The following is a 23999-nucleotide window of genomic DNA, read 5'->3' on the forward strand; positions in this document are numbered from 1 at the left end:
GCCGCTTTGCTGTGGAGGCCGCGCGAAGGGCGTGGTCGTCTTCACTTCGGCTTCGTGGTATTAGGCTCGCCGAGTGTGATCGGCGGGTATGTTTGGAAATTGCTTGCCAAGCAGCAGCTCCCCATAAGACGGAACCGACCCGTGGACGAGTACATCTCTATACGGAGGAAAAGACGCAGGAGGCTGTTCCGTTGCGAGGAGTATGCGGCTACTTGCGATAAAGCGGCGTGCGCGCCGCTGTTGTGCCGTGGAGGGCGCGAATTCGGGCGGCGCATTCGCGATGTGCCGCCGCGTGGCGCTCGGTCGTGTTCTTTCGCTCCCTTTCTGTTCCTTCGCGCACAGAAATGATCTATGAAATGATCAAAAAGGTGCTCGAATGTGGTTAAAAAATCACCCATCTAGCGAGGTTGTAATTTGAGAGCGAGAAAACGGCTTTCTGACCTGGTGGTATGGGAAGAAATGAGTGGAAGGCTGCACGATGTGCTTGCTGTGACATGCGAATATGCCGCATTCGAGCACCTTTTTGAACAATTGTCGGGTTTACGCTGCTGGCAGTATGGATGAAACGCTGCCCATGTTCTACGATGACTCCATGCAAAATATAAAGGAACATACCGACAACTTTGATCCAGCCGATTGTGGCACTGCCAATTGTGGAGCTGCTGTCTTTGAGCCCGAAGCGAGCGGGCGTTCTTGCCCTCCGTGCGCCGTAGAACCCTCTTTGCATGGCGAATGGGCCGGAGAGCAAGCCGCAGGTCATGCTGGTGATCGTGCTGATGGTTGCGCTGAAAATCAGGCTGACGGCCACGTCGAAGGTCGCTCTGACGGTTGCACCGAGGGTCGCGCCGAAAGCTGCCCCGAGGATCGCGCGCAGGCCGCCCCTCATTCCCGCCCCGATGCTTCCAGCGAGGAAGACTTCGCCGGTTTCGTGAAGCACAACATCGCGTCAAGCGGTATTTTCGGCGGAGTGTCGGAAAAAGGCGCCGCGCCCCAGAATCGCAGCGCGGCCGATTGGGGAATCGACGTTGCCGTCGCTCTTGTCGCATTCGCGTTTGGCTGTGCCCAAATGGTGATTACCGCTTCTTCCGTCGTGCATGTTGATGCTGGTCCCTATGGGTCGAGCTGGGTTAATTACGTTCCTAACATCTATGCATATTTGGCGGTTGCCCTTACGACTGCGCCGTTGATTCTTCGTCGCGAGGCGCCGTGGTTCGTGCTCGCGCTCACCCTTGCATGTTATGTTTTCCTGTCGAATTCCATGGGCGGAACGGTTTCGCTTTCGCCCATTGGCCCCATCGTGGCTGTCTATACCGTGGCAAGCGAACGCGCCCGCGGCGAGGCCCTTGCGGCTGCGGCTGTGGTGGGCGTGTGCGCGGCGGTGGTTCCCATGGGTGCTTCGAGCGTCGCCATGGCGCTTGTGATGCGCATCGAAAACGTTGCGTTTGTGGTGGTCGCGGCCTTGGGCGGTTTCGGCGTGCGCATGTACCATGCGTACATGGAAGAGACGCGCCGCCGTTTGGCTGAAGCCGAGCGCACGCGCGAAGAGCTCGCTGCGCGCCGCGTTGCCGACGAGCGTGTGCGCATCGCGCGTGAGGTGCACGATATTACGGCCCATTCCCTCTCTGCGGTCGCCATTCAGGCGGCTGCGGCGGAGCGCCTCATCGACTTGAACCCTGCTGCAGCGAAAGAAGCGATTGCCGACATTCGATCGGTTTCGAAATCGTCGCTCGATGAGATCCGCTCGCTTATCGGAGTGCTGCGTGGCGACGAAGCCGCTGAGCATGCGCCCGCCGAAGGCACCGAGCGCATGGCCGATGTCGTGTCGTTCTTGCAGCGCGCTGGCATCGAGGTCGATTTCGACGAAAGCGATTACGACAAGGCGCGGGTGCCCGCATTCGTCGATATGGCGCTGTTCTCGCTCGCGCGCGAGTCGGCCACCAATGCTGTGCGCCACGCCCATGCCTCTCGTATTCGCATTGAACTGGCATCTTCCCCCTCGAAGGCGACGCTCGTATTTTCCGACGACGGCGTCGGCATGGGCAGCGGGGTGCGTGAGCATGCCGAAGGCCATGGCCTCGAGGGCATGGGCGAGAGAATCGAAGCGCTCAACGGCGCATTCACCATAGAAAGCGAGCCTGGCCGCGGATGCACGATTCGCGCCGACGTACCCTTGGAGGTGGTACACGATGACGAACATCGATGAGACGTGCGGCGGCGCACCCATTCGGGTCGCCATTGCCGATGACCAAGACCTGGTTCGTAAGGGCTTCAGGTTCATTCTTTCGTCGTTTCCCGGCATTGAAGTGGTGGGCGAGGCGGTCGATGGCGCCGATGCCGTCGCATTGGCGCGTCGCATGCGCCCCGACGTGCTGCTCATGGATATTCGCATGCCGCGCAAAGATGGCATCGAAGCCTGCCGAGAGCTCGCGGGCGACCCCGATACGGCCGATGTTGCGGTGCTTATTCTTACGACGTTCGATATCGATGAATATGTCTACGATGCGCTTGCGGCGGGTGCGAGCGGCTTCTTGCTGAAAGATGTCGATCCCGACGATTTGGCGCAGGCCATTCGCGTTGTGCATGAGGGCAATGCGCTCATTCAGCCCTCGATCACGCGCCGCTTGGTTGAGACGTACGCCGCGTCGCGCAGCAAGGCGCGCTTCGATGGCACGCGCATCTCTGATCTTACCGACCGAGAGCGTGAGATTCTCACTATGGTCGGCAAGGGCATGTCCAATGATGAAATCGCTGCTGAACTGGTGATTTCTCCCGCAACGGTTCGCACGCATGTGGGCCGCATCATGGTGAAGCTCGACGCTCACGATCGAGCCCAGCTCGTGGTTGCCGCCTATGAAAGCGGTTTGGTGAAACCGGGCATGTAGGGCGCCTCGAGGGGAAGGGCGACCGTCGACGCGCCATTCTTGCGGCACAATCCATGGCGAAATCGTGGGGCGCTTTATGAAGAAGAACGAATGAATGTTCTATTTCTGCTATTATGGCGCGGTTGCAAATACTTGGCAGAAAGGTCGAGATCGTGGCCAGCGATTCCATCGTCATCAAGGGCGCGCGTGAGCATAACCTGAAAAACGTCGACGTCACCATCCCTCGCGATAAGCTCGTGGTTATTACGGGCCTGTCGGGTTCGGGTAAGTCGTCGCTCGCGTTCGACACCATCTACGCCGAGGGCCAACGCCGTTATGTGGAAAGCCTTTCTGCTTACGCCCGCCAATTCTTGGGGCAAATGAACAAGCCCGACCTCGATTCGATCGACGGCCTCTCACCCGCGGTGGCAATCGATCAGAAAACCACGTCGAAAAACCCGCGCTCAACGGTGGGCACCACGACGGAGATCTACGACTACCTGCGCCTTCTGTTCGCGCGCGTGGGCACGCCGCATTGTCCTGAATGCGGGCGCGAAATCAAGGCGCGCACCACCGACCAAGTAACCGACGAAATTCTTGCGCTCGGCGAGGGCAAGAAGGCGCTCATTTTGGCGCCCGTCGTGGTCGGACGCAAGGGTGAGCACACGAAAATCCTTTCCGACCTGCAAAAAGAAGGCTTCTCGCGCGTGCGTATCGACGGCGTGGTGCAGCGTCTGGAAGGCGAGCCTGTCAAGCTCGATAAAAAGTTCAAGCACACGATCGATGTCGTGGTCGACCGTGTGGTGTTGAAGGCGTCTGCGACGAGCCGCATTGCCGAATCGGTTGAAACGGCGACGAAGCTTTCCGATGGTCGCGTGGTGTGCCACTTGGTCGATGAGGAAGTCCAGGAAGCCGATGGGCAGAAATCGACTCCGGGCTTCACGACGGTTATGCCGGGCGACCACTTCTATTCGCTTGCCCTCGCGTGTCCTGAGCACGGCCATTCGATGGACGAGCTGCAGCCGCGCGACTTCAGCTTCAATGCGCCCTACGGCGCCTGCCCCGATTGCGCGGGCCTCGGCAGCCGCGAGGAAGTCGACCCGAGCCTGCTCATTCCCGACCCGTCGCTGTCGCTGAACGAGGGCTGCATTGCGCCGTTTGCAACGGGCAATTATTATCCCCAGGTGCTTCGAGCGGTGTGCAAACATATGGGCGAAGACCCCGCCACTCCGTGGGAAGATTTGAAGAAGAAAACGCGCGATGTGTTGCTGTATGGTCTCAAGAACGAAAAGGTTTTCGTCGACTACGTGACCGTCGACGGTCGCGAAACGGGCTGGAGCATCGATTGGGAAGGCGCCTGCGAAGCGGTCATGGGCCGCTATAAAGACTCGACGAGCGATTCCCAGCGCGAGAAATACGAGAAATATTTCGCCACCATTCCATGCGCAACGTGTGGCGGAAAACGTCTGAAGCCCGAGATTCTCGCCGTGACCGTTGGCGGCAAGAATATCCATGAAGCGTGCGACATGTCGGCCGCCGAGGCGCTGGAGTTCTTCAACAACCTGCAGCTCGACGAGCGTCAGGCATTCATTGCCACGGCCATCGTGAAAGAGGTGCGTGCGCGCCTGCAGTTTTTGGTCGATGTGGGTCTTGATTATTTGACGCTCGAACGCGGCACGGCGTCGCTTTCAGGCGGCGAGGCCCAGCGCATTCGCCTGGCCACGCAGATTGGTGCTGGTCTCATGGGCGTGTTGTACATTCTGGACGAGCCGTCCATCGGCCTACACCAGCGCGACAACGAGCGCCTCATCGCCACCCTTGAACGCCTGCGCGATTTGGGTAACACGGTTATCGTCGTCGAGCATGACGAAGACACCATTCGCCATGCCGACTACGTGATTGATATGGGTCCTGGTGCGGGCGAGAAGGGCGGTCATGTGGTTGCCGCCGGCACGCCCGATGAAGTGGCGAGCGCCGAGGGAAGCTTCACGGCTGATTACCTGTCGGGCCGCCGCCGTATCGAGGTGCCTGAGGTTCGCCGCAAGCCCAAACGCGGTGCCATTAAGCTCACCGGTGCTTGCGAGAACAACTTAAAGAACGTGTCCATTTCCGTTGAACTTGGCACGCTTACCGTGGTCACGGGCGTTTCTGGGTCGGGCAAAAGCTCGCTTATCACCGACACGCTTGCGCCGGCGCTCGCGAACCGCATCAATCACGCGCGCCATCGCACGGGCGAATACCGCAAGCTCACGGGCTACGAGGCGCTCGATAAGATCGTCGATATCGACCAAAGCCCCATCGGTCGCACGCCGCGCTCGAATCCCGCGACGTATATCGGCTTGTGGGACGACATTCGCGCGCTGTTTGCGAGCACGCAGGAGGCGAAGGCGCGCGGCTATGCGCCTGGTCGCTTCAGCTTCAATGTGAGCGGTGGCCGCTGCGAGGCGTGCAAGGGCGATGGGCAAATCAAAATTGAGATGCACTTCTTGCCCGATGTGTACGTGCCGTGTGAGGTATGCGGCGGCATGCGCTATAACCGCGAGACCTTGCAGGTGACGTACCGCGGCAAAAACGTGTACGACGTGCTCGATATGACGGTCGACGAGGCGCTCGAGTTCTTCAAGAATTTGCCGGGCTTGGCGCGCAAGCTCCAAACGCTGCACGATGTGGGCTTGGGCTACATTCGATTGGGCCAACCTGCCACCACGCTTTCGGGCGGCGAGGCCCAGCGCGTGAAGCTCGCGAGCGAGTTGCAGCGTCGTCAAACGGGCAAAACGTTCTATATTCTCGACGAGCCCACCACGGGCCTGCATATGGAAGACGTGCGACAGCTTCTTGATGTTTTGCAGCGTCTTGTCGATGCGGGGAATACGGTGCTCGTTATTGAGCATAATCTTGATGTTATTAAGACCGCCGACCGATTGATCGACCTCGGACCCGAAGGCGGCTCGCGCGGTGGTACCATTGTGGCCACGGGCACGCCCGAGCAGGTTGCGAAGGTTCCCGAAAGCCACACTGGTCGCTTCTTGCGAGATATTTTGAACGTCTAGCCGCCCGCGCACGGCTTGCGCGCTAAAGGGGGATGTTACATGCAGAAATCGCGGCCGCATTTCGCACGCGGCGTGCTTTTCGCTCTTATCGGAGGCGTGAGCTGGGCTTTTTCTGGCACATGCGCAGAATTCCTTTTTGAGACGCAGCATCTCTCGCCGGCGTGGGTCACGTCGGTGCGATGCATGATTTCGGGCGTCGTGTTCTTGATTCTTGCGGCCATCATCGACCGCGAGCGCTTTCTTGAAGCCGCCAAAAACAAGCGCGCGTGGATTGCGTTCGCGGTCAATGGCCTTTTCGGCACCGTGTTTTGCCAGTTCACGTACCTCACGTCCATCAGCTATACCGATTCGGGCACCACGACTGTGTTGTCGATGGTGGGCTTGGTTTTGGTTATGGGCTACAGCTGTCGGGCAAGCCACCGCCTTCCGCGAAAGCGAGAGGTATTCGGCCTCGTGCTCACGCTCGTCGGCGTTGTGCTCATTGCGACGAACGGCGACATTTCGAGCTTGGCCATGCCGCTGCCCGGCCTTGTATGGGGCCTGCTTTCGGCCGTGGGCCTTGCGGCATACAACATCATTCCCGTTAAGCTTATCGGCCGCTATGGCAGCCTGGTCACCATGGGTTTCTCGATGTTCGTGGCAGGCGCTTCCATGTGCTTTATCGAGCAGCCGTGGACAGTTCCCGTCGACGTGAACACCGAAGTGATTTTGGGCATGGCCGCGATTATCGTGGTTGGCACGGTTATCGCTGCATGGATTTACATGCAGGCGATCGCCGATATCGGCGCGGTGAAGGCGTCGATGATTGCGGCGGTCGAACCTGTGGCGGCTACCATTTTCACGGTCACGTTGCTTGGAACGCGTTTCGAGCTCGTTGACCTTATTGGTTTTGCCTGCATCGTTGCCATGGTGTTGCTTGTGAGCTCGAAGGCCGATGACGAGCAGAAGCTCGCGGAAGACTTGGCGGGCAAAACCGGGGAAGAAGATACGGTCCCAACTCCCGAGTCTATTGAGCTCGCCCATGCTGAGGCCGCGATTCGTGCGGCGAAAGCTGCGTCGGGGTCTCAGGCTTCGCTCGAGGAAGTTCCCGCTCCCGAGCCTGTCGTGCTGTGGGATCCCGCCATTTCCCAGAAGGCGCGCGAAAAGGCCAACAGCGGCGAGCTTTCTTTAGAAGAAATGATCTGCTCACCAGAAGCGGCCCATTTGGTTGACGCGAAGTCAAACACGAAAGACACCGTGCGTCATGGCGTGCGCGAAGGCATCGCGCTCACGGTGTTTGGGCTACTCGTCGTCGCAGGTTTCATAGCGCTCACGACGTATATTTCCGCCGGACATAATTTGAACTATGCCTCTACGGGTATCGACGATATCGCGGGCGACATGTCGGGGTATGGCGTGATTCTGTACGAGGGCACGGTCGAATTCTCATCGTCGGCCGCGTCTTCGCTGACGAGCGACAACGCGCTGGTCCCCAACGGATCGGCCCGCACGGGCGAAAGCGGTGAATCGGACGAAGGCGCCGAAGAGGGCGCGTCGGGCGCGAAGAGCAAATCGGACGAGCAGTCTGTCAAAGGCTTCGTGAAAATGGCTCTGGGCCTCGATTCCGAAACCGAGGAGGGCGTTTCGGGCTCGGCGAAGGCTTCGGAATCGACGGGCGCAGCGACCTCGACGTCGAGCTCGGCTTCCGATGGTGCGAGCGACCCTATGACGATGGACGAAGCGAAGCAAATCTACGAGGCGAAGAAGGCGACCGTCCTCGGGCTCGACGTGAACGATTTGGAGCAATACCAATATGGCCGCATCATCATGAAGGGCGGCCATACCTACGGCGTTGTGAGCATTACCGACGACGAGCTTGCGGCGCTTGATTTGCCGAAGGCGGCCACGACCACGAAAACCACCATTACGACGTCGCGCGAGTCCCGCACATCGTCGGTAGGGTCGAGCGCGAGGGTTTCCACGAAGAGCGCGTATGCGAATGTGGCTGAACTGCTTGCCGATGTCGATGTCGACTCTATTGACGAGGAACTGGTTGCCCGTGTCGGCGATGTTATCGACCATTTCCGCAATGCCGGCGTCGATATCATCGTTGTGCTTACGCATGACGTGCGTCCTATGGCGGCAATCGATGGCGCCGATGTGGTGATCACGGTGCGATCCGATGAGCGTTTCTCGCAGAGCCAAATGATCAACCATACGCTGTATGTCGATACGCCCGAGGTCGGCTCCGTGGGAGCCTTGCTCGTTGCTCCCGGCAACGTGGTCTCGAGCCGTGTGCTCACGGGCGAAGCGACGAGTTCAGGTGCCTCGACGAGCGCCGAAAGCAATGTTCCATCCTATGTCGAGAAGGCCGATTAGTCAGAGTGATTTTGAAAGAAGGGCAACTAATGCTGAATGTCAATCACGAGAGCGCCATGCCCGCCGATGCGCGCAACGCGGCTTTGGAACTTTCCGCTTTCATCGAGAAGTGTCCAAGCATGTTCCATACGACGGCCGAGATTTCCGACCGTTTGAAGAACGCGGGATTCACGTTCCTTCCTGAAGGCGAGGCGTGGAGCGTTGAGCGCGGTGGGAAGTATTTCACGACGCGCAACGGTTCAACGGTCGTCGCGTTCAAGGTGGGCGAGCAGCTCGACAATTACCATTTCCAAATCACCGCCGCGCATGGCGATTCGCCGACGTTCAAGCTTAAGGCGCAAAGCGAGCTTGAAGGCCCTGGCGCATATGTGCGCCTGAATACCGAGGTATACGGCGGCGCTATCGACTACACGTGGTTCGACAAGCCGCTTGGCTTGGCGGGTCGTGTGCTTGTGCGCGAAGGCGGGCGCATCGAAAGCAGGCTGTACGATTCGGCTTGCGACGTTGCGCTCATTCCGAGTTTGGCGATTCATATGGATCGCTCGGTGAACGAGAAATTCTCCCCGAACCGCCAGACCGACCTCATGCCGCTGTTTTCGGCCGGCGCGCTCACGCGCGGCGCGCTTGATGAATACGTTGCTTTTGAACTGGGAGTTTCCGCGGACCAGGTGATTTCCCGCGATATGTTCTTGGTGAATCGCCAAAAGCCCGAGCTGTGGGGCGCGGGCGAAGAATTCCTTTCGGCGCCCAAGCTCGACGATTTGGCATGCGCCTTCGTTTCGCTCGAGGCGTTCTTGGCAGCCGAAAACGACCACGACGTTTCGGTGTATTGCTGCTTCGACAACGAAGAGGTCGGATCGAACACCAAGCAGGGCGCCATGTCCACGGTGCTGCGCGATACGCTTGAGCGCATGAATGTCGCGCTCGGCTTCTCGCGGGAAGATTATCACTGCGCCGTCGCGAAATCCATGCTCGTGAGCTGCGATAACGCCCATGCTCTACACCCGAACCGACCCGAAGTGGCCGATGCGGAAAATCGTCCCGTTCTTGGTGGCGGCATAGTGGTCAAGGAGGCCGCGAACCAGAAATACTGCACCGATGCGTTTTCGCGCGCCGCGTTTCTTTCGGTATGCGAGGCGGCGGGCGTGCCTGTGCAAACGTTCGCGAACCGAAGCGATATGGCGGGCGGCTCCACGCTGGGCAACTTGTCGAATACCCAGGTGAGCATGCATGGCGTTGACGTGGGTTTGCCGCAGCTCGCGATGCATTCGAGCTATGAGACCTGCGCCGCATGTGATGTGAAGCTTTCCATCGATGCTCTGAAGGCGTTCTTCGATGCGGAAATCGTGATTCATGGGTCCGATTCTATCGAGCTGAAATAGGGAAGCCTACCAACGGGCAATAAAAAAGCGCCCGAAGGCGCTTTGGTGTGCTATTTGTGCTCGCCGACGAAGAACAATGCAAGCGTTCCCGGTCCGGAATGCGCGCCGATAACAGGGTCGACGTAGTTCACGACGAACTCGGTGCAGCCGAGACGCTTCGTGATTTCGCTCTCCAGCAGCACGACGTCTTCAATGCAATCGCCGTGGGTGATGAAAATCGTTTGGTTCGCGGGGTCGATTGCTGTTTGCTCCATGTGGTCGACGAGTGCCTTGATTGCCTTGCGACGGCCGCGCGCTTTTTCCATGGGAACAAGGCGGCCTTCGTTGTCGACGTGCATCACGGGTTTGATATTGAGCAACGTGCCCGCCCATGCGCTCGTTCGGCTCACGCGTCCGCCGCGGAACAAGAACATCAAATCGTCGACGGTGAACCAGTGGCACAGGTGGTCGCGCGTTTCGCGCACGAAATCAGCGACTTCTTCAAGCGACGCGCCCGCTTCCTTTTTCTTGCAGGCCAAATATACGAGCATGCCTTCGCCGCCCGATGCCGCGAACGTTTCGACGGCGCAGAGCGTGCGCTCGGGATATTCCCCGGCGAGCTGTTTCATCAGCAGCTCTGTGGCTTCATAGGTGCCTGAAAGCGCGCTCGAGAACCCAAGGTAGAGCACGTCGCTGCCTGCATCAAGCACGCGGCGCAGCGTGGTCTCGGTTTCCTGCATGTTGGGGAGGGACGTGGTAATGACCTTCCCTTCGCGCATCATCGTGTAGAACTGGCGCAGGTCAGTTTTCTCGCCTTTGAGGTAGCTGCGGTGCTGCACGCCGTCGACCATGAAGGTGAGGGGCAGAATCTCGAGTCCGAATGCGTCGATCATCTCTTCGGTAAGGTTGCATGCTGAGTCGGTGACAATTTGATAGCCCATAGGTGCTCCCGTCGTTGCGGCCGCGTTCGCGCGGCGTTCCGCTCTTGAACTGCGGAATAGAAAAAGTATAGCCGTAGGTGTCAAGAAGTCTTGACATGAGCCATTTTTTATTGTCCGCGAACACGTGCTTGCCATAGGCAACGACACGCGGCGACACGTGCGGGCGCGCTGCGGCCGATGGCGCTGAAGCGCCCGCGTGGGGCATGCGTTTCGCCGTGAAGGGAAAATCTGATTCAGTACGTGCGGCGGGGATGCCTGACACGCGAAGCCACCCTGACGCGCGAAGCCACGCCTGACACGTGTGTGCTTGCCCGTGTGGCGTGTGAACCTCATAGAATGTGCCTGTTGCCGTAGGCGTTGGCGCCGCGATGTTTTATACTCGGAAAACTTGCGCGAAGGCCGCGGTGGCCATCGCGTGAACCGTACTGCCCCAAGCGCGATTCGGCGCTTGGAACACGCACAGAAGAAAGGAATCGGAGTACACGATGGGAAACGATTACAAGCAGTCGATGAATCTGCCGAAAACCGACTTCTCCATGAGGGCGAACCTTCCGCAGAACGAGCCGAAGCGCCTGGAGAAATGGGCCGAAGAGGACATCTATCATCGCATTCTCGAGAAGAACAAAGATGGCGAGCCCTTCATCTTGCATGATGGCCCTCCGTATGCGAATGGCCCGATTCACATTGGTCATGCCTTCAACAAAATTCTGAAAGACTTCGTGATCAAGTCGCACGCGCAGCGCGGCTATTTCACCCCGTATATCCCTGGTTGGGACTGCCACGGCCAGCCGATTGAGCATGAGGTCGAAAAGAAGCTCGGCACCGAGAAAATGCGCGAGCTGCCTCAGGCGACGGTGCGCCGTCTGTGCCGCGAGTGGGCGGAAAAGTTCGTCGACGTGCAGCGCAACGACTTCAAGCGCCTGGGCGTGAACGGCGACTGGGAGCACCCATACCTCACGTTCCAGCCGAACTTCGAGAGCGCGAACGTTGAAGTTTTCAAGCAGCTCTATCTCGATGGCGCCGTGTATCGCGGTCGCAAGCCTATTCACTGGTGCTCGCATTGCCATACCGCACTCGCCGAGGCCGAAATCGAATACGCCGACGAGACGTCACCTTCGATTTACGTGAACTTCAAGCTCAACAACATTCCGGCTGCATTCGCCGAGGCCGGCGTCGACCTCGATCGCGCCTATGTGCTCATTTGGACCACCACGCCGTGGACGCTGCCTTCGAACACCGCCGTGTCGCTAGGTCCCGACATCGATTATTGCTTCGTCGAGGCTGACGGCAAATTCATGATGTTCGCGAAGGACATGGTTGAGGCCGTTGCCAAGGTTGCTGGCTGGGAGAGCTATCGCATCGTTGAGGCGAATGGCGAGCCCGTCACCATGAAGGGCGACCAGTTCGGCGACATCACGTATATCTGCCCCGTTCTGCACGAGAACACGGGCCGCATCATCTGGGGCGAGCATGTCACCCTCGACGCAGGCACCGGCGCCGTTCATACGGCTCCCGGCCATGGCGTCGATGACTACAAGGTTGGCATGAAGTTCGGCGTCGACACCATCATGCCGATTGACGACGACGGCCGCTTCACCGACTACGTGCCGCAGTGGGCGGGCCTTACCACCGATGAGGCCAATCCGAAGATCATCGAGTGGCTGCGTGAGCAGGGCACGCTCGTCGCCCATGTCGACATCGTGCACAGCTACCCGCATTGCTGGCGCTGCCATGAGCCCGTCATCTTCCGCGCGACCGACCAGTGGTTCGTTTCCATGGACAACACGGGCCTGCGCGAGGCTGCGCTCGATCAGATTCACAACCACGTTGAGTTCATTCCCGAGTGGGGCGTGAACCGCATTGGCGCCATGGTCGCCGATCGTCCCGACTGGTGCATTTCGCGCCAGCGCAGCTGGGGCGTGCCGATTCCCGTGTTCAAGTGCGCGAGCTGCGGCGAGACCGTTGCCACCGAAGAGACCTTCGACGCGGTTATCGACCTGTTCAACACCGAAGGCGCCGACGCATGGTTCACGAAGGAGCCTAAGGAATACCTGCCCGAGGGCACGTGCTGCCCGAAGTGCGGTTGCACCGATGTCGTGCCCGAGAAAGACATTCTCGACGTGTGGTGGGAATCGGGCGTGTCGCATGTGGGCGTGCTGAAGCATCGCGCCGAGGCCGATCACCTGCGTTGGCCTGCCGATATGTACCTTGAGGGCTCCGACCAGCATCGCGGCTGGTTCCAGAGCTCGCTTCTGTTGGGCACGGGCGCGTTTGGCCAGTCGCCCTACAAGAGCGTTATGTGCTGCGGCTTCACCGTTGACGAAAACGGCGAGAAGATGTCGAAGTCTAAGGGCAACGGCATCGCTCCCCAGGAGGTCATCGACAAGTACGGCGCCGACGTGCTGCGCCTGTGGGTCGCGTCTACCGACTACTCGGTCGACGTCTCCATCGGCGACAACATTTTGCAGCGCACCTCCGACGCGTATCGTCGTTTCCGCAACACGTTCCGCTTCCTGCTCGGCAACCTCGACGGTTTCGACTTCGAGCGCGACGCCGTTTCGCTCGACGAAATGCGACCCGTTGACGTGTGGGCGATGCTGCGCTTGAAGCAGCTGCTCGACGATGTGGAGCGCGGCTACAACGAGTACCACTTCCATCAGGTATTCCGTGCGCTCTACGACTACGTCGTCGGCGATTTGTCGTCGGTGTACATGGATGTCGTGAAAGACCGCCTGTATGCCGAGGCTCCCGGCTCGGTGGCGCGTCGCTCGGCTCAAACCGTGCTCATGAACATCCTCGAGGTGCTCGTGCGCGTCATGAGTCCGATTCTGTCGTTCACCTGCGACGAGGTGTGGGATCATTATCCCGAGACCGAGCGCAATCGCGAGGGCCGTCCCGTGAGCGTGCAGCTGGCCGGCTGGCCCGAGGCTGCCGATTTCAATCCGGCGCTGCCCCAGGGCGAGGCCGCCGAGGCCGTTATGGCGAACTTCGCGTGCCTGCTTGAGGTTCGCGACGCCGTGACGAAGGCCATCGAGGAAGCTCGTAACGCGAAAACCGTGGGCAAGAGTCAAGAGGCCGTGCTGAAGATTACGGTTTCCCAGGCTGTCGCCGACGTGCTTGGCGCATATGACGCAGCCGACCTCGAAGAGCTCTTCATCGTGAGCCATGTCGACGTTGTCGCGGGCGACGTTGAGGAAGCCCAGGTCGAGGTTTCCGCGACCAGCGAGCCGAAGTGCCCGCGTTGCTGGAACCATCGTGAGCTGGGCGGCAACGCGAACCACGCCGAGGTGTGCAAGCGCTGCGGCGACGTGCTCGACCAACTCGCGTAAGCATCCGCATTTTCGCGTAATACGGGCGTGCGAGCTCTGGGCGTGCTGAAAAGCAGCTTGGAGTTTCGCGCGCCATCGCACGCGAGTTCAAAGGCGGGCCGGGGGAGTGATCTTTCGGCCCGCTCCGCATTTCTAAAGAAAGGTTCACGTGACTACCGATATCGTGACATCGAAGAATTCGAAAAAGAAGTCAGCTGCGCTTTTTGCAGTGGTCGCCCTCGTTTGGCTGGTGCTCGATCGTCTTACGAAGGCGTACTTTGAAGGCGCCTATGAGCTCGGGCAGGCGGGCACAAACTGCGGCCTGTTCCGCTTCACGCTCGTGCATAACACGGGCGCTGCATGGGGCATGTTCGGCAATTCGACGTTTGCCTTGGGCATTACCTCGAGCATCGTCTGTGTGCTCATCGTGATTGCGTTCGCCTTCTGGGAAAAGCTCGCCGGCCACGCGCCAAGCGCGCTTGAAACGCTTGCGCTTTCGCTGGTGTGCTCGGGGGGCTTGGGCAATGCCATCGATCGCTTCAGCCAACTCTACGTTGTCGACTTCATCGATTTCACGTTCATCGACTTTCCAGTGTTCAATGTTGCCGATATTGGTGTGACCTGCGGTTTCGTATTGCTCGTTGTAGGCTATTTGCTCGCGACGCGTAAGGAGGGCGCCCATGTCTAGCTACGCGCGCAATGTGGTGCCTGAAGGGTGCGAGGGCATGCGCCTTGACGCCTATATGGCTTCCCAGGGATTGTATCCCACGCGCAGCGCCGCTGCAAAATGCATTGCCGATGGCTGCTGCGCGCTCAATGGCAAGCTGCCGCGCAAGAGCGCTTCGGTTTGCGTGGGTGATGTGCTGGAATACGAGACCTATGAAGACCCGCACGCACCCGAACTCGTTGCGGCCGATATTCCGCTCGACATTCGCTACGAGGACGACTATCTACTCGTTATCTCGAAGCAGGCGGGACTGGTGTGCCATCCGGCGGAAGGCCATTACGGCGATACGCTCGTGAATGCGCTTATCGCGCACTGCGGCAAGGAAAACCTTTGCGACGTGCAGGGCGAGCAAGACCGCCTCGGCATCGTCCATCGCCTCGACCGCGACACGAGCGGCCTTATGCTGTGCGCGAAAACGAACGAAGTGGGCCTTGCGCTCATGGAGGATATTCGACTGAAAGACGTCGATCGCCATTATCTGGCGCTCGTGCAGGGGTGGATTCCTCTCGATACGGGCATCGTCGACGCTCCCATCGCGCGCGGCGGCCGCGATCGCCTTCGCATGGAGGTTTCCGATCGCGAAGACGCGCGCCCGTCCATCACGACGTTCACGGTCAAACGTCGCTTCGAGCCCGGCAAGAACGACGACGGCTTTACGCTCATCGATTGCAAGCTCTTTACGGGCCGCACGCATCAGATTCGCGTGCATATGGAATACATCAAGCATCCGTGCGTGGGCGATCCGGTGTATGGCTGGAGGAAGAAGGAAAATCTCGGCCTCGATCGCCAGTTCCTCCATTCGTATCGCCTTGCGTTCACCCATCCCATTACGGGCGAGCGCATGGAGTTTGAAGATACGCTGCCGCCCGATTTCCAAGAGGTTATCGACGAGTTGGAAGCTCGCGAATAGCGTTCTTTGTGCGCTCCCCTTGGGTACCTGAATCCGCTTCGGTCAAGTCCTGCTCGCTACGAACAGCACATTAAGTGCTGTTCTGCTCGTGCGGAATCTATCGGATCCAGGCACCCAAGGGGAGCGCTTTGCTTTGTGAGCTCTCTTAGATGCGTTTATGGGCGTAGTCGGTCGTCTATCCTGTCTCTTTTGGATTGGACGAAAGCCATGCCTAGGGCGCTTCAGTTCTCCCTGCATATGAAATAAAGCTGGGCAGCTCAGGGCGAGCCGCGCTGGGGGCGTTTCTTTTTAAGGGCGACAGAGTGACGAGATGTGCTGTAGAAACGAAAAGAGACGCATAACGCGTCTCTTTTCGACAAGCTGAAAGCGAAGGGTAAGCGCTCGCTCTCAATATGATTCGGCCGACGCTTTCGCGCCAAGGAGTGGCCGAATGTAGCGAAGGGGAGCGCCCGCACGCTTAGGGGGCCGTGCGGGCGCCAGGAAGAAGCTGAAAGTTCGCTCGAATTAGCGGCCAACCCAGTTGGGGGTGCGCTTCTCGGTGAAGGCCAGCGGGCCCTCGATGCCGTCTTCGGTCTTCTCGAGGAAGCGATAAGCACCGTCGCAGTAGCGCATCGCGTCTTCCTCAGACATCTGGTCGGCAGCATGAACCAGATACTTGGTCCACTTCAGAGCCAAAGGAGCGTTCTTCAGAACCTGCTCGGCCAGCTCGATAGCCTTGTCCATGACCTCTTCAGCCGGAACGACGTAGTTGATCAGGCCAAGCTCTTTTGCCTCAGGAGCCTTGATCTTCTTGCCGGTGAGCAGAAGCTCCATGCAGTCCTTGCGGTTGATGTCGCGAGCGAGGCGAACGATGCCGCCCGTAGAAGCGATGATGCCCAGACCAACCTCGGTGCAGCCGAACTTGGCGTTCTCGGCAGCGACAACCATGTCGCAGGAAAGGGCGATTTCCATGCCGCCGCCAGCAGCGGAGCCGTTGCATGCCGCGATGATGGGCTTGGAGCACAGACGAGCCGTGATGCCACCGAAACCGTGCTCGGTAACGGTCTGGCACTCGCCGCCCTCAGAGAGCTCGGAGAGGTCCTCGCCGGCGCAGAAGACCTTGCCGGTGCCCGTCACGATGATGGCGCGCACAGCCTTGTCCTTCTCGGCGTGGTTCATGATGTTTTCCATAGCGTCGGAAGTTGCGCCGTTCAGCGCATTGGCGACCTCGGGGCGGTTGATGCGGATGATCAGCAGTCCGTCCTCGCGAAGCTCGGATACGACAGTGTCGGTTCCGTAGTAATCTGCCATGTTTCCTCCTTGATGTCGCGGCTTTTATTTTTAAAAGCCTTTATACGCCCAGTGGCATATCCCCTGGTTGTTTCAAGCGGGGCAAACCCGCTTTTACTCGAGGTGCGTTGCCGACCGATTCACGCATTTGGTCGGTTTGGCTGTCCGCTGCCGAACCGACCATTCGGTCGGCTTCGCACCTCGTGGTAGCTACAATATGGCCGCCCGTGGCGCTTCGGTATCGCTTGAGTTGGTGTAATTGAGGTTTCAGCGTAAATTGAGTGCATCGCTAAAAATGTAGTAGATGGGTCATTTTCGCGTTTCTGTGGTACAAATTACCTGCAAAAAATGCGATAAGGCGAAATGGCGGTTATAATCGCGCCATTGCATTATGGAATGCGCCACGCTTTGCAAAACGGAAAGCAAGGGGAGCTTGCTGCGGCGCGCATTCCGAAACATATGTATAAGGGGTGACGCGACGAGAATCCGTCGCGGTTGCGCGAATAGGAAGGCGCGGCAATGGATTTCATGTTGAGCGATGCCGATCGCGTGCTTATTTCGCAAGTGCGCGAATTTGGCAAGAATTACTTTAATAAAGAGTCGGTTGCGCAATGGCGCCGAGATATGGGCTTGCCCGATGAGGTCGTGAAGGCATTCGTTGACCTCGATTTCAATGGGTTTGGCGTTATCCATCGTCGCAACCATGTTCACTACGACATGCTCGCGCAGGTTCTCGTGCTTGAGGAATTGTCGCGCGTTTCGGGCGCGACCCTGCCGTTCCAAAACGATTTCCTTCAGCTCCAGATTCTTGAGGCTTTCGCGAGCCCCTCGCAAACCGATCCCATTCGCCTTGAGTATCAGAATACTGGGCGCCTTGCGTTCGCTTTCGCGGTTTCAGAGCCGAATTCGGGTTCCGATACAACGGGCATGAAGACGTCTGTTCGATCCGTTGACGGCCGTTTGTTCATGAATGGCGAGAAGATGTTCGTGAATAATGGCGAATACGCGCCAGCCCTGCTTGTTGCTGCAATCGATGAGGATGCGCCTGCTGAAAACGGGCATCCTGCGTTGTCCATGTGGATGGTTCCGCGTACCGCAAAGGGCGTCGAGGCGGTTCCCGAGAGCAAAATCGGCCAAGAAATGCTCCCGTTCGCCCATATTCGATTCGATAATGTCGAACTTGACGAGTCGTGGCGTCTGCAAGGTCCGGCAAAGGGCTTCCCCCAGTTGTTCAGCTTCTTCGAATACGGCCGCGTATTCGCGTGCGCAACGGCGCTTGGCGAGGCCCAGGCCGCGATGGACGATGCAGTCGAATGGGCGCGCGAGCGCTCTGCCTTCGGCACGCCCGTGTCGAATTTCCAGCAGGTCCAAGAGATGCTGACCGACATGGAAGTGAAGCTCACGAATATGCGCCATATGGTCTATAAGGCGGCGTGGGAATTCGACCACGGCGTGCACGAACGCTTGACCGTGGCACTTATGAAGCGTTATGTGCCTCGTGCTGCAACCGAAGTCGCAAGCGATGCCATGCAGATTCTTGGCGGCCGCGGCTATACGACGCACGAACGCATTTCTTCTATTTGGCAAGACTGCCGCGGCTTCCAAATCGCCGAGGGCACCGATCAGATCATGGTCTACATCGCAGCGCCTCTTGTGATGCGCAAGTATGCGGAAGCCGAGATGTAGCCATCTTTCGCCGAATTCTTATCAATTGCGAGGGGAGCGTTTGCTCCCCTCGTTTCTTTTGGGTCAGTTTTTAAAGAACTGTCCATCGATTTCAAGCCTATAACGTAAAAATTGGGATAGAAAACTATCCAATTTGCTTATATTTGTGGGGCAACTATCGCTGATACTTATCGTTTTAGGGTCAGAAATGCAATATTGACCGTAACATGATATGCAGATTTGCAGGATTATACTTAGTGAATTTGTTCTTGGATCGGCGCCTTCGGGTGAAATCTAAGGCGCCTGCCTTCTTAAGGGAATTCTGGCCCCCTTAAGAAGGCAGGCCACATCGTCTGGTCTTTCATAAGGAGGAAAGAAATTGGGCGAAACTGCAACCTACACCGATAAGATGAGCGTGCGTCACATCCTCATCATTATCTCGGGCATCATGATCACCTTCGGATGCTCGGCTCTCGTCTTCTCGACGTGGAGCGCTTTCCAGGCCTACGTCCCCGATCTGCTGGGCGTTCCTACCACTCAGTGGGCGCTGTACATCACGGTGCTCTACCTGGCCGAAGCTTTCTCGGCGCCGTTCATTGGCAACCTGCTTGCTAAGACCGACATCCGCATCGTGCTTTCCGCATCTGCGCTTCTCGTCGGCGTCGGCTTCATCCTCATTTCGCTCATCAAGAGCATGTGGATCTTCTACGTTGCCGGCCTCATGATGGGTCTTGGCGAGGTTGGTCTGCTCTGGCTGGCTGTTCCTACGCTGTGCAACAAGTGGTTCAACCAGAAGTCCGGCACCATCATCGGCGCTTGCATGGCATTCACCGGCATCGGTGGCGCCATCTGGCTGCAGGTCTTCAATGCGCTCATCGCTTCCGGCATGGACGTGTGGACCATCTACATGATCTGGGGCGTCGCCGCTCTTGTCACTTCTCTGCCGTTCACGCTGCTGTGCATCCGCTCCACTCCTGAAGAAGCTGGCTGCCTGCCCTATGGCAAGCCCCAGACCGCTTCTGGCAAGCCCGCTGGCATCGACGCCAGCAAGGCCATGAAGTCCGTTGCCTTCTACGCGGTCTTCCTGCTCGCCGGCATCATCAACCTGCTCACCATCGTTGCTCAGCAGTTCCCGAAGTACACCAAGTCGCTCGACGACGGCACCGGCACCTTCATCGCCGTTGGCGTTACCATGGCAACCGTCATGATGGCTTCTCAGGCTATCTGCAAGCTCGCCCTGGGCGTCTGCGCCGACAAGAACTCCAAGCTCAGCTTCTTTGCGGCTTGCGCTTGCGGCATCCTCGGCGTCCTGCTCGTGTGGTTCGGCACCGGCTCCGCTATGATCCTGTACGCCGGCTCCGCTGTGTACGGCTTCTTCTTCGCCAGCTGCGTCGTTCTGGTTCCCATCTTGGTTCGCCAGCTCTTCGGCCAGCGTGAGTACCCTCAGATTTACTCCCGCGTCTCCATGTTCGTGAACATCGTTGGCGCTGTGGGCGCTCCCTTCTGGGCCTTCTTCGGTGACATGAGCTACAGCATCCTGTTCACCGTCGCTATCGTGCTCATGGTTGTGGTTCTGCTGCTCGGCATCTTCTGCTTCGGCAAGATGAAGGGCCTGCAGGCCGACTGGACCGAATAATATTCGCTCCAATCTAGAGCTCCTGAAAAGGGCCGCGCTCGAAAGGGTGCGGCCCTTTTTTTCCGAATGAATTGCGATGCAAATTCCCACTATGCAAAAGGGCCCGAATATGGGCTTCTGCGACATTGAGAATTCAAGCCGTCAGCCGCCTTGGCATTGCTGGGCGATTGACGGCTTGATTTTTTCTGTATGGGCGGTGCTTTGCGGCTCTTGTTGATGACGGCCCTATGGGGTTTCGTTCGTGGCGTCACGTGTTGTTGAGAGGGCGTGGAGCCTTCATGCAACGATTATCGCTTGCTGTCCCATTCGAAAGATCGGGTGAACTCGATGAAGTTCTCAACGGCGCGCGTTTTGTACGCGGCAGTTTTAAAGGCGAGGCATACCGTGTGGAAGTCGTCGTCGACTTCCGGCAGCCGTTTGGTGATGAGCTCGCGGAACGGGGTGAGCCCAATGGTATCGAGGGCGAGGCCGACGGTCCCCGGCGTGCTTTCCACCATGCTGCCCAAGGTAATTTCGTCGTTCGCGTATGCGCGCGTTGCGCTCAGCCCGTGCGTTGCCATGAGCGCGGAAACCTCGGCGCCAATCGGCGTGGTGGGCGGGTAGGTGATGATGTCGCGCCCGCGCAGAGAATCGAGCGTGAGATTCTTCGACCATGCGAGCTTGTCTGAGCGGTGCACGACCGCCACAAGCCGTTGGGTAAGCACGGGCACGAAGGTGAGATCGGGCTTGTTGCCGACGTAGGCCGTGAAGGCGAGTTCGTAGCGATTGCTCTCGAGGTCCTCCAACAGAGGTTGCGTAAGGCCCTGGAAAACGTTGACCTGGGCGTCTTTTCCGTATTGGTCGCGATAGCCTTTGATAAGCGATGGGAGGTAGTCGCTCTGTATGGTATAAATCGCCCCAATGTCGATGCTGCCTGTTGGCGACCCTGCGTGCTCGTGGGCCAGCGCGATGCCTTTCTCGAGCGCGTTCACCGCTTCGGTGGCGTATTGGTAGAACTCCTCGCCATATTTCGTGAGTTTGATTTTGCGTCCTTCGCGCTCGAAGAGGGGAATGCCCAATTCGCGTTCGAGCTGCGATATGGAGTTTGAAAGTGTCGGCTGCGATATGAACAGCTCTTCCGCGGCGTGGGTATAGTGCTTCACTTCGGCGAGTTTGCGGAAGTAATACAGCTGCGAAAGGTTCATAGCGCTCCATTCTGAGGGTTTTGAGCTGCGAATAGTGTACTCCAGGTCATCTTCGGGCTTTCCGCTCGAAGCGAAAAAGCTCCAAAACGCGAAACAGCCGCCCCGAAGGACGGCTGCTCGCACAAGCTTTTAAGGTAAGCGCTAGGCTTCCGAAGGAATTAAACGTTCACGCGCTGCAAAGTCGAGTGAAACGAAGGTTTAGTCGAAGGTGTATTCGATCTTGCCGCCATGGTTCTGGCATTCGCGTGCAATGGTGATGCGCTGCACGCAGGGAGCGCCTTCCTCGAGCCACATAGCGCGGCAGTCGCGGTAGAGACGCTCGGTGGGGCCGTAGGGGCAATCCTCGAAGTAGCCGTCGCCGCCGAAGATCTCGAGCATTTCGTCAGAGACGAGCTTCACAGTGTCGATGGAGAACAGCTTGCAGATAGCAGCCTTCTCGGTGACGTACTCGTTGTGCGGGTCTTTGTTGAAGTCGCGAGCGAAGTCGTAGATTGCGCAACGCAGAACATGGATCATCTTCTGCATGTCGGCGATCTTGGCCTTGATCATCTGGCGGGAAGCGATCGGCTTGCCGAAGGTCACGCGGTCGTTGGCGCGCTTGAGGGAGATCTCAAGCATGCGCTGGGACATGCCGAGGTTCGACATGGCGATATGCACGCGGGAAACGGAAAGCGAGTGAATCGCGATTTCCATGCCCTGGCCCTCTTCGCCAAGCAGGTACTTCGGGTCAAGCACGAGGTTGGTGAACTTCAGGCCCGCATGGCCGGCGCCGCGGCAGCCCATCATGTGAGGCATGGGGACAATTTCGAAGCCAGGAGCATCGTTGGGGACCAAGAAGCCCGAAAGACGGGTGTCCTTGTCGTCATCGGGGTTGGTAACGGCGATGACGTAGGTGTAATCGGAGCAGTCGGTGTGGGAGATGAGCCACTTCTCGCCATTCAGAACGTAGTTGCCGTCGGCGTCTTTGATGGCGGTGGTGTGAAGGTCAGCGCCGGTGCCGCCGGTCTGCTCGGTGATGGCGAAGTTGCAGTAGACGGTCTTGTCCTGGAACTTGTTCATGAGCTCGGCCTTGACTTCGGGGGTGCCGTAGTCGTCGAGGATGCGCCAGTTCATATCGGCAGCGTGATGCAGGTGCATGCGCATGCCGCCAGGACCGCGGGAGAACTCTTCCTGAACACGCAGGATCTCGAGTTCGTCAAGGTCCCATCCGCCGTACTCAGAGGGAAGATAGAAACGATACAGATCGTTCTTCTTCGCGAGTTCGTAGAACTCTTCGGGGAAGGTGTTGGTGACTTCGACTTCCTTCTGAATCTCTTCGAAGGGGCCTTCGACCAGTTCGCGAATCTGCTTCAGATACGCCTCAAACTGCTCGTCGGTGATTTTGGCATTGGGATTCATGAAACCTCCTCTAGTTGCATGACAATCCGTATTTCCTCCGGAGCTCCTCGCTCCTTATGCCTTGTATTATGCGAGCGGGGTCAAAGGAAGTCCAATTCAATCGTTTTACGTATTTGAACACGTATTATTTGAAAAACAAATAGTAGGTATTTACGTTCTTTAGGGACCTCATCAGGCAGGATGAAAAGCGACGTGCTGAGCTGTTGCTCGGCCCATGAAATTAAACCCTCGATATACCTGTTTGTTTCATATAATGAACGAGATGCGCTATGCGCAAAGGGGATGTTCGCTTGGGAGGAAAGGGATAACGGTGAACCTTTCGCAGCTGTATTATTTCCGCAAGCTTTCCGAATTGCAGCACTATACCAAGGCCGCCAAGGAGCTTTATATTACGCAGCCTGCGTTATCTGACGCCATTCGTTCTCTTGAGAAGGAACTCGGCGTTCCGCTGTTTCAGCGCGAGGGGCGCAATGTGAAGCTTACGCGCTATGGCAAAGAATTCTCGGCCTATGTGCACGATGCGTTGCGCGAGCTCGATAAGGGCATCGCGATTATGCATGAGTACACGGGCAAGCTCGCGGGCGAGTTGGCCGTGGGTGCGTTGTACACCATCACGGGCGATTATCTGCCGGCGCTCATTCGTGCCTATCACGACAACTTCGGTGAAGCGGTGAAGTTCCGTGTATCGCAAGGTTTCTCGCTCGATCTTATCGAAGGCTTGAAAGACGACAAATATGACGTTATTTTCGCCGCCAAGAAGGAAGGCGAGTCGAGCCTTTGTTTCGAGCCTGTCGTTGCCCATCAGCTGGTTGTCGCGGTAAGCAAGCAAAGCCCGCTTGCGTTCCGTCGTGTGCTGCAGCTCGAAGACCTTAAGGGCATGCAGGTGTATACCTATCGCACGGGCACTCCCATTGGCGACGAAGTCGATAAACTCGTCACCCGTTATGGCCTTCAGGTTCATCAAGATTACGACGATGAAATCACGATGGGCGGTATGATTTCCACGGCGCCGCCGAATTACTGCGCGTTGCTCACGAATACTATCGGCTTGAAACCCTTTAATAACCTCGCCGTTATCGCGATTGATGAAAACGAGGTTCCGCGCGAGTTCCATTCCGTGTACATGGTGTACAAGAAGGAAGAATTCAAGAATCGTGCGCTCGAAAGCTTCATCGACTTCACGGGAGGGTTTGTATGCCCCAAAGGCGTGCTTCCCGATACCGATAATCAAGATTCGGGTCCCGCATCTCCTCCGTCGGACATCATTATGTAAAACGAAAACAACCGGCCATGCAGCCGGTTGTTTTTTTCGATAGGGGATTGTCCAATTG

At 58.0% G+C, this 23999-nt stretch carries 16 protein-coding genes; 11 read left to right on the plus strand and 5 right to left on the minus strand.

Features of this window, described 5'->3' with window-relative positions; translation table 11 throughout:
* Positions 1-382: 382 nt before the first annotated feature.
* Positions 383-937, minus strand: a complete 555-nt coding sequence (locus tag Q0D41_RS00370; RefSeq protein WP_294373552.1) for a hypothetical protein — start codon at positions 935-937, stop codon at positions 383-385.
* On the opposite strand from Q0D41_RS00370, the gene Q0D41_RS00375 reads away from it, so the two are divergent.
* From Q0D41_RS00375 to Q0D41_RS00395, 5 genes are all read left to right on the plus strand, one after another.
* Positions 929-2203, plus strand: a complete 1275-nt coding sequence (locus Q0D41_RS00375) for a sensor histidine kinase (RefSeq protein WP_294373555.1) — start codon at positions 929-931, stop codon at positions 2201-2203. The two genes, Q0D41_RS00370 and Q0D41_RS00375, sit on opposite strands and share 9 nt — an antisense overlap.
* Complete coding sequence (locus tag Q0D41_RS00380) at positions 2187-2882, plus strand: response regulator transcription factor (protein WP_294373557.1); 696 nt, start codon at positions 2187-2189, stop codon at positions 2880-2882. The genes Q0D41_RS00375 and Q0D41_RS00380 overlap by 17 nt, the downstream gene beginning before the upstream one ends.
* Positions 2883-3034: 152 nt before the next feature.
* Positions 3035-5911 (plus strand): excinuclease ABC subunit UvrA, encoded by a 2877-nt coding sequence (gene uvrA, locus Q0D41_RS00385; protein ID WP_294373560.1) that lies wholly within the window; start codon positions 3035-3037, stop codon positions 5909-5911.
* Between the two features lie 39 nt (positions 5912-5950).
* Complete coding sequence (locus tag Q0D41_RS00390; RefSeq protein WP_294373562.1) at positions 5951-8269, plus strand: DMT family transporter; 2319 nt, start codon at positions 5951-5953, stop codon at positions 8267-8269.
* 29 nt (positions 8270-8298) lie between these two features.
* Entirely contained in the window at positions 8299-9651 is a 1353-nt protein-coding gene (locus tag Q0D41_RS00395; protein WP_294373572.1) for a M18 family aminopeptidase, read from the plus strand.
* Between the two features lie 50 nt (positions 9652-9701).
* Here Q0D41_RS00395 and Q0D41_RS00400 read toward each other — a convergent pair whose 3' ends face one another.
* Positions 9702-10571: a DegV family protein gene (locus Q0D41_RS00400; protein ID WP_294373575.1), complete on the minus strand. Its 870-nt coding sequence runs from the start codon at positions 10569-10571 to the stop codon at positions 9702-9704.
* 485 nt (positions 10572-11056) lie between these two features.
* On the opposite strand from Q0D41_RS00400, the gene ileS reads away from it, so the two are divergent.
* The 3 genes from ileS (at position 11057) to Q0D41_RS00415 (ending at position 15516) form a co-directional block, all read left to right on the plus strand.
* A complete protein-coding gene (gene ileS / locus Q0D41_RS00405; protein WP_294373577.1) occupies positions 11057-13900 on the plus strand; it encodes an isoleucine--tRNA ligase in 2844 nt (947 codons plus the stop codon).
* 148 nt (positions 13901-14048) lie between these two features.
* Positions 14049-14567, plus strand: a complete 519-nt coding sequence (gene lspA, locus Q0D41_RS00410; RefSeq protein WP_294373581.1) for a signal peptidase II — start codon at positions 14049-14051, stop codon at positions 14565-14567.
* Positions 14560-15516 carry an RluA family pseudouridine synthase gene (locus Q0D41_RS00415; RefSeq protein WP_294373583.1) on the plus strand — a complete coding sequence of 319 codons (957 nt, stop codon included), beginning with the start codon at positions 14560-14562 and terminating at the stop codon, positions 15514-15516. The genes lspA and Q0D41_RS00415 overlap by 8 nt, the downstream gene beginning before the upstream one ends.
* Positions 15517-16020: 504 nt before the next feature.
* On the opposite strand, the gene Q0D41_RS00420 is transcribed toward Q0D41_RS00415, so the two are convergent.
* A complete protein-coding gene (locus tag Q0D41_RS00420; RefSeq protein ID WP_114614990.1) occupies positions 16021-16806 on the minus strand; it encodes an enoyl-CoA hydratase/isomerase family protein in 786 nt (261 codons plus the stop codon).
* Positions 16807-17304: 498 nt separating this feature from the next.
* Between Q0D41_RS00420 and Q0D41_RS00425 the strand changes: the two genes are divergently transcribed.
* Both Q0D41_RS00425 and Q0D41_RS00430 read left to right on the plus strand, forming a co-directional pair.
* On the plus strand, positions 17305-18471 hold the full coding sequence (locus tag Q0D41_RS00425; protein ID WP_294373588.1) for an acyl-CoA dehydrogenase family protein: 1167 nt from the start codon (positions 17305-17307) through the stop codon (positions 18469-18471).
* Positions 18472-18829: 358 nt separating this feature from the next.
* Positions 18830-20086, plus strand: a complete 1257-nt coding sequence (locus Q0D41_RS00430; protein WP_123219345.1) for a nitrate/nitrite transporter — start codon at positions 18830-18832, stop codon at positions 20084-20086.
* 287 nt (positions 20087-20373) lie between these two features.
* On the opposite strand, the gene Q0D41_RS00435 is transcribed toward Q0D41_RS00430, so the two are convergent.
* Together Q0D41_RS00435 and Q0D41_RS00440 are read right to left on the minus strand one after the other, a co-directional pair.
* Positions 20374-21270 (minus strand): LysR family transcriptional regulator, encoded by an 897-nt coding sequence (locus tag Q0D41_RS00435; protein ID WP_294373595.1) that lies wholly within the window; start codon positions 21268-21270, stop codon positions 20374-20376.
* A 198-nt stretch (positions 21271-21468) separates the two neighbouring features.
* Positions 21469-22668: an acyl-CoA dehydrogenase family protein gene (locus Q0D41_RS00440; RefSeq protein WP_288484360.1), complete on the minus strand. Its 1200-nt coding sequence runs from the start codon at positions 22666-22668 to the stop codon at positions 21469-21471.
* A gap of 310 nt (positions 22669-22978) precedes the next feature.
* Between Q0D41_RS00440 and Q0D41_RS00445 the strand changes: the two genes are divergently transcribed.
* A complete protein-coding gene (locus Q0D41_RS00445) occupies positions 22979-23941 on the plus strand; it encodes a LysR family transcriptional regulator (protein ID WP_294373605.1) in 963 nt (320 codons plus the stop codon).
* Positions 23942-23999: the final 58 nt, after the last annotated feature.

This window comes from uncultured Slackia sp. (assembly GCF_934630525.1).
In the GTDB taxonomy this organism is placed as follows: Bacteria; Actinomycetota; Coriobacteriia; order Coriobacteriales; family Eggerthellaceae; genus Slackia.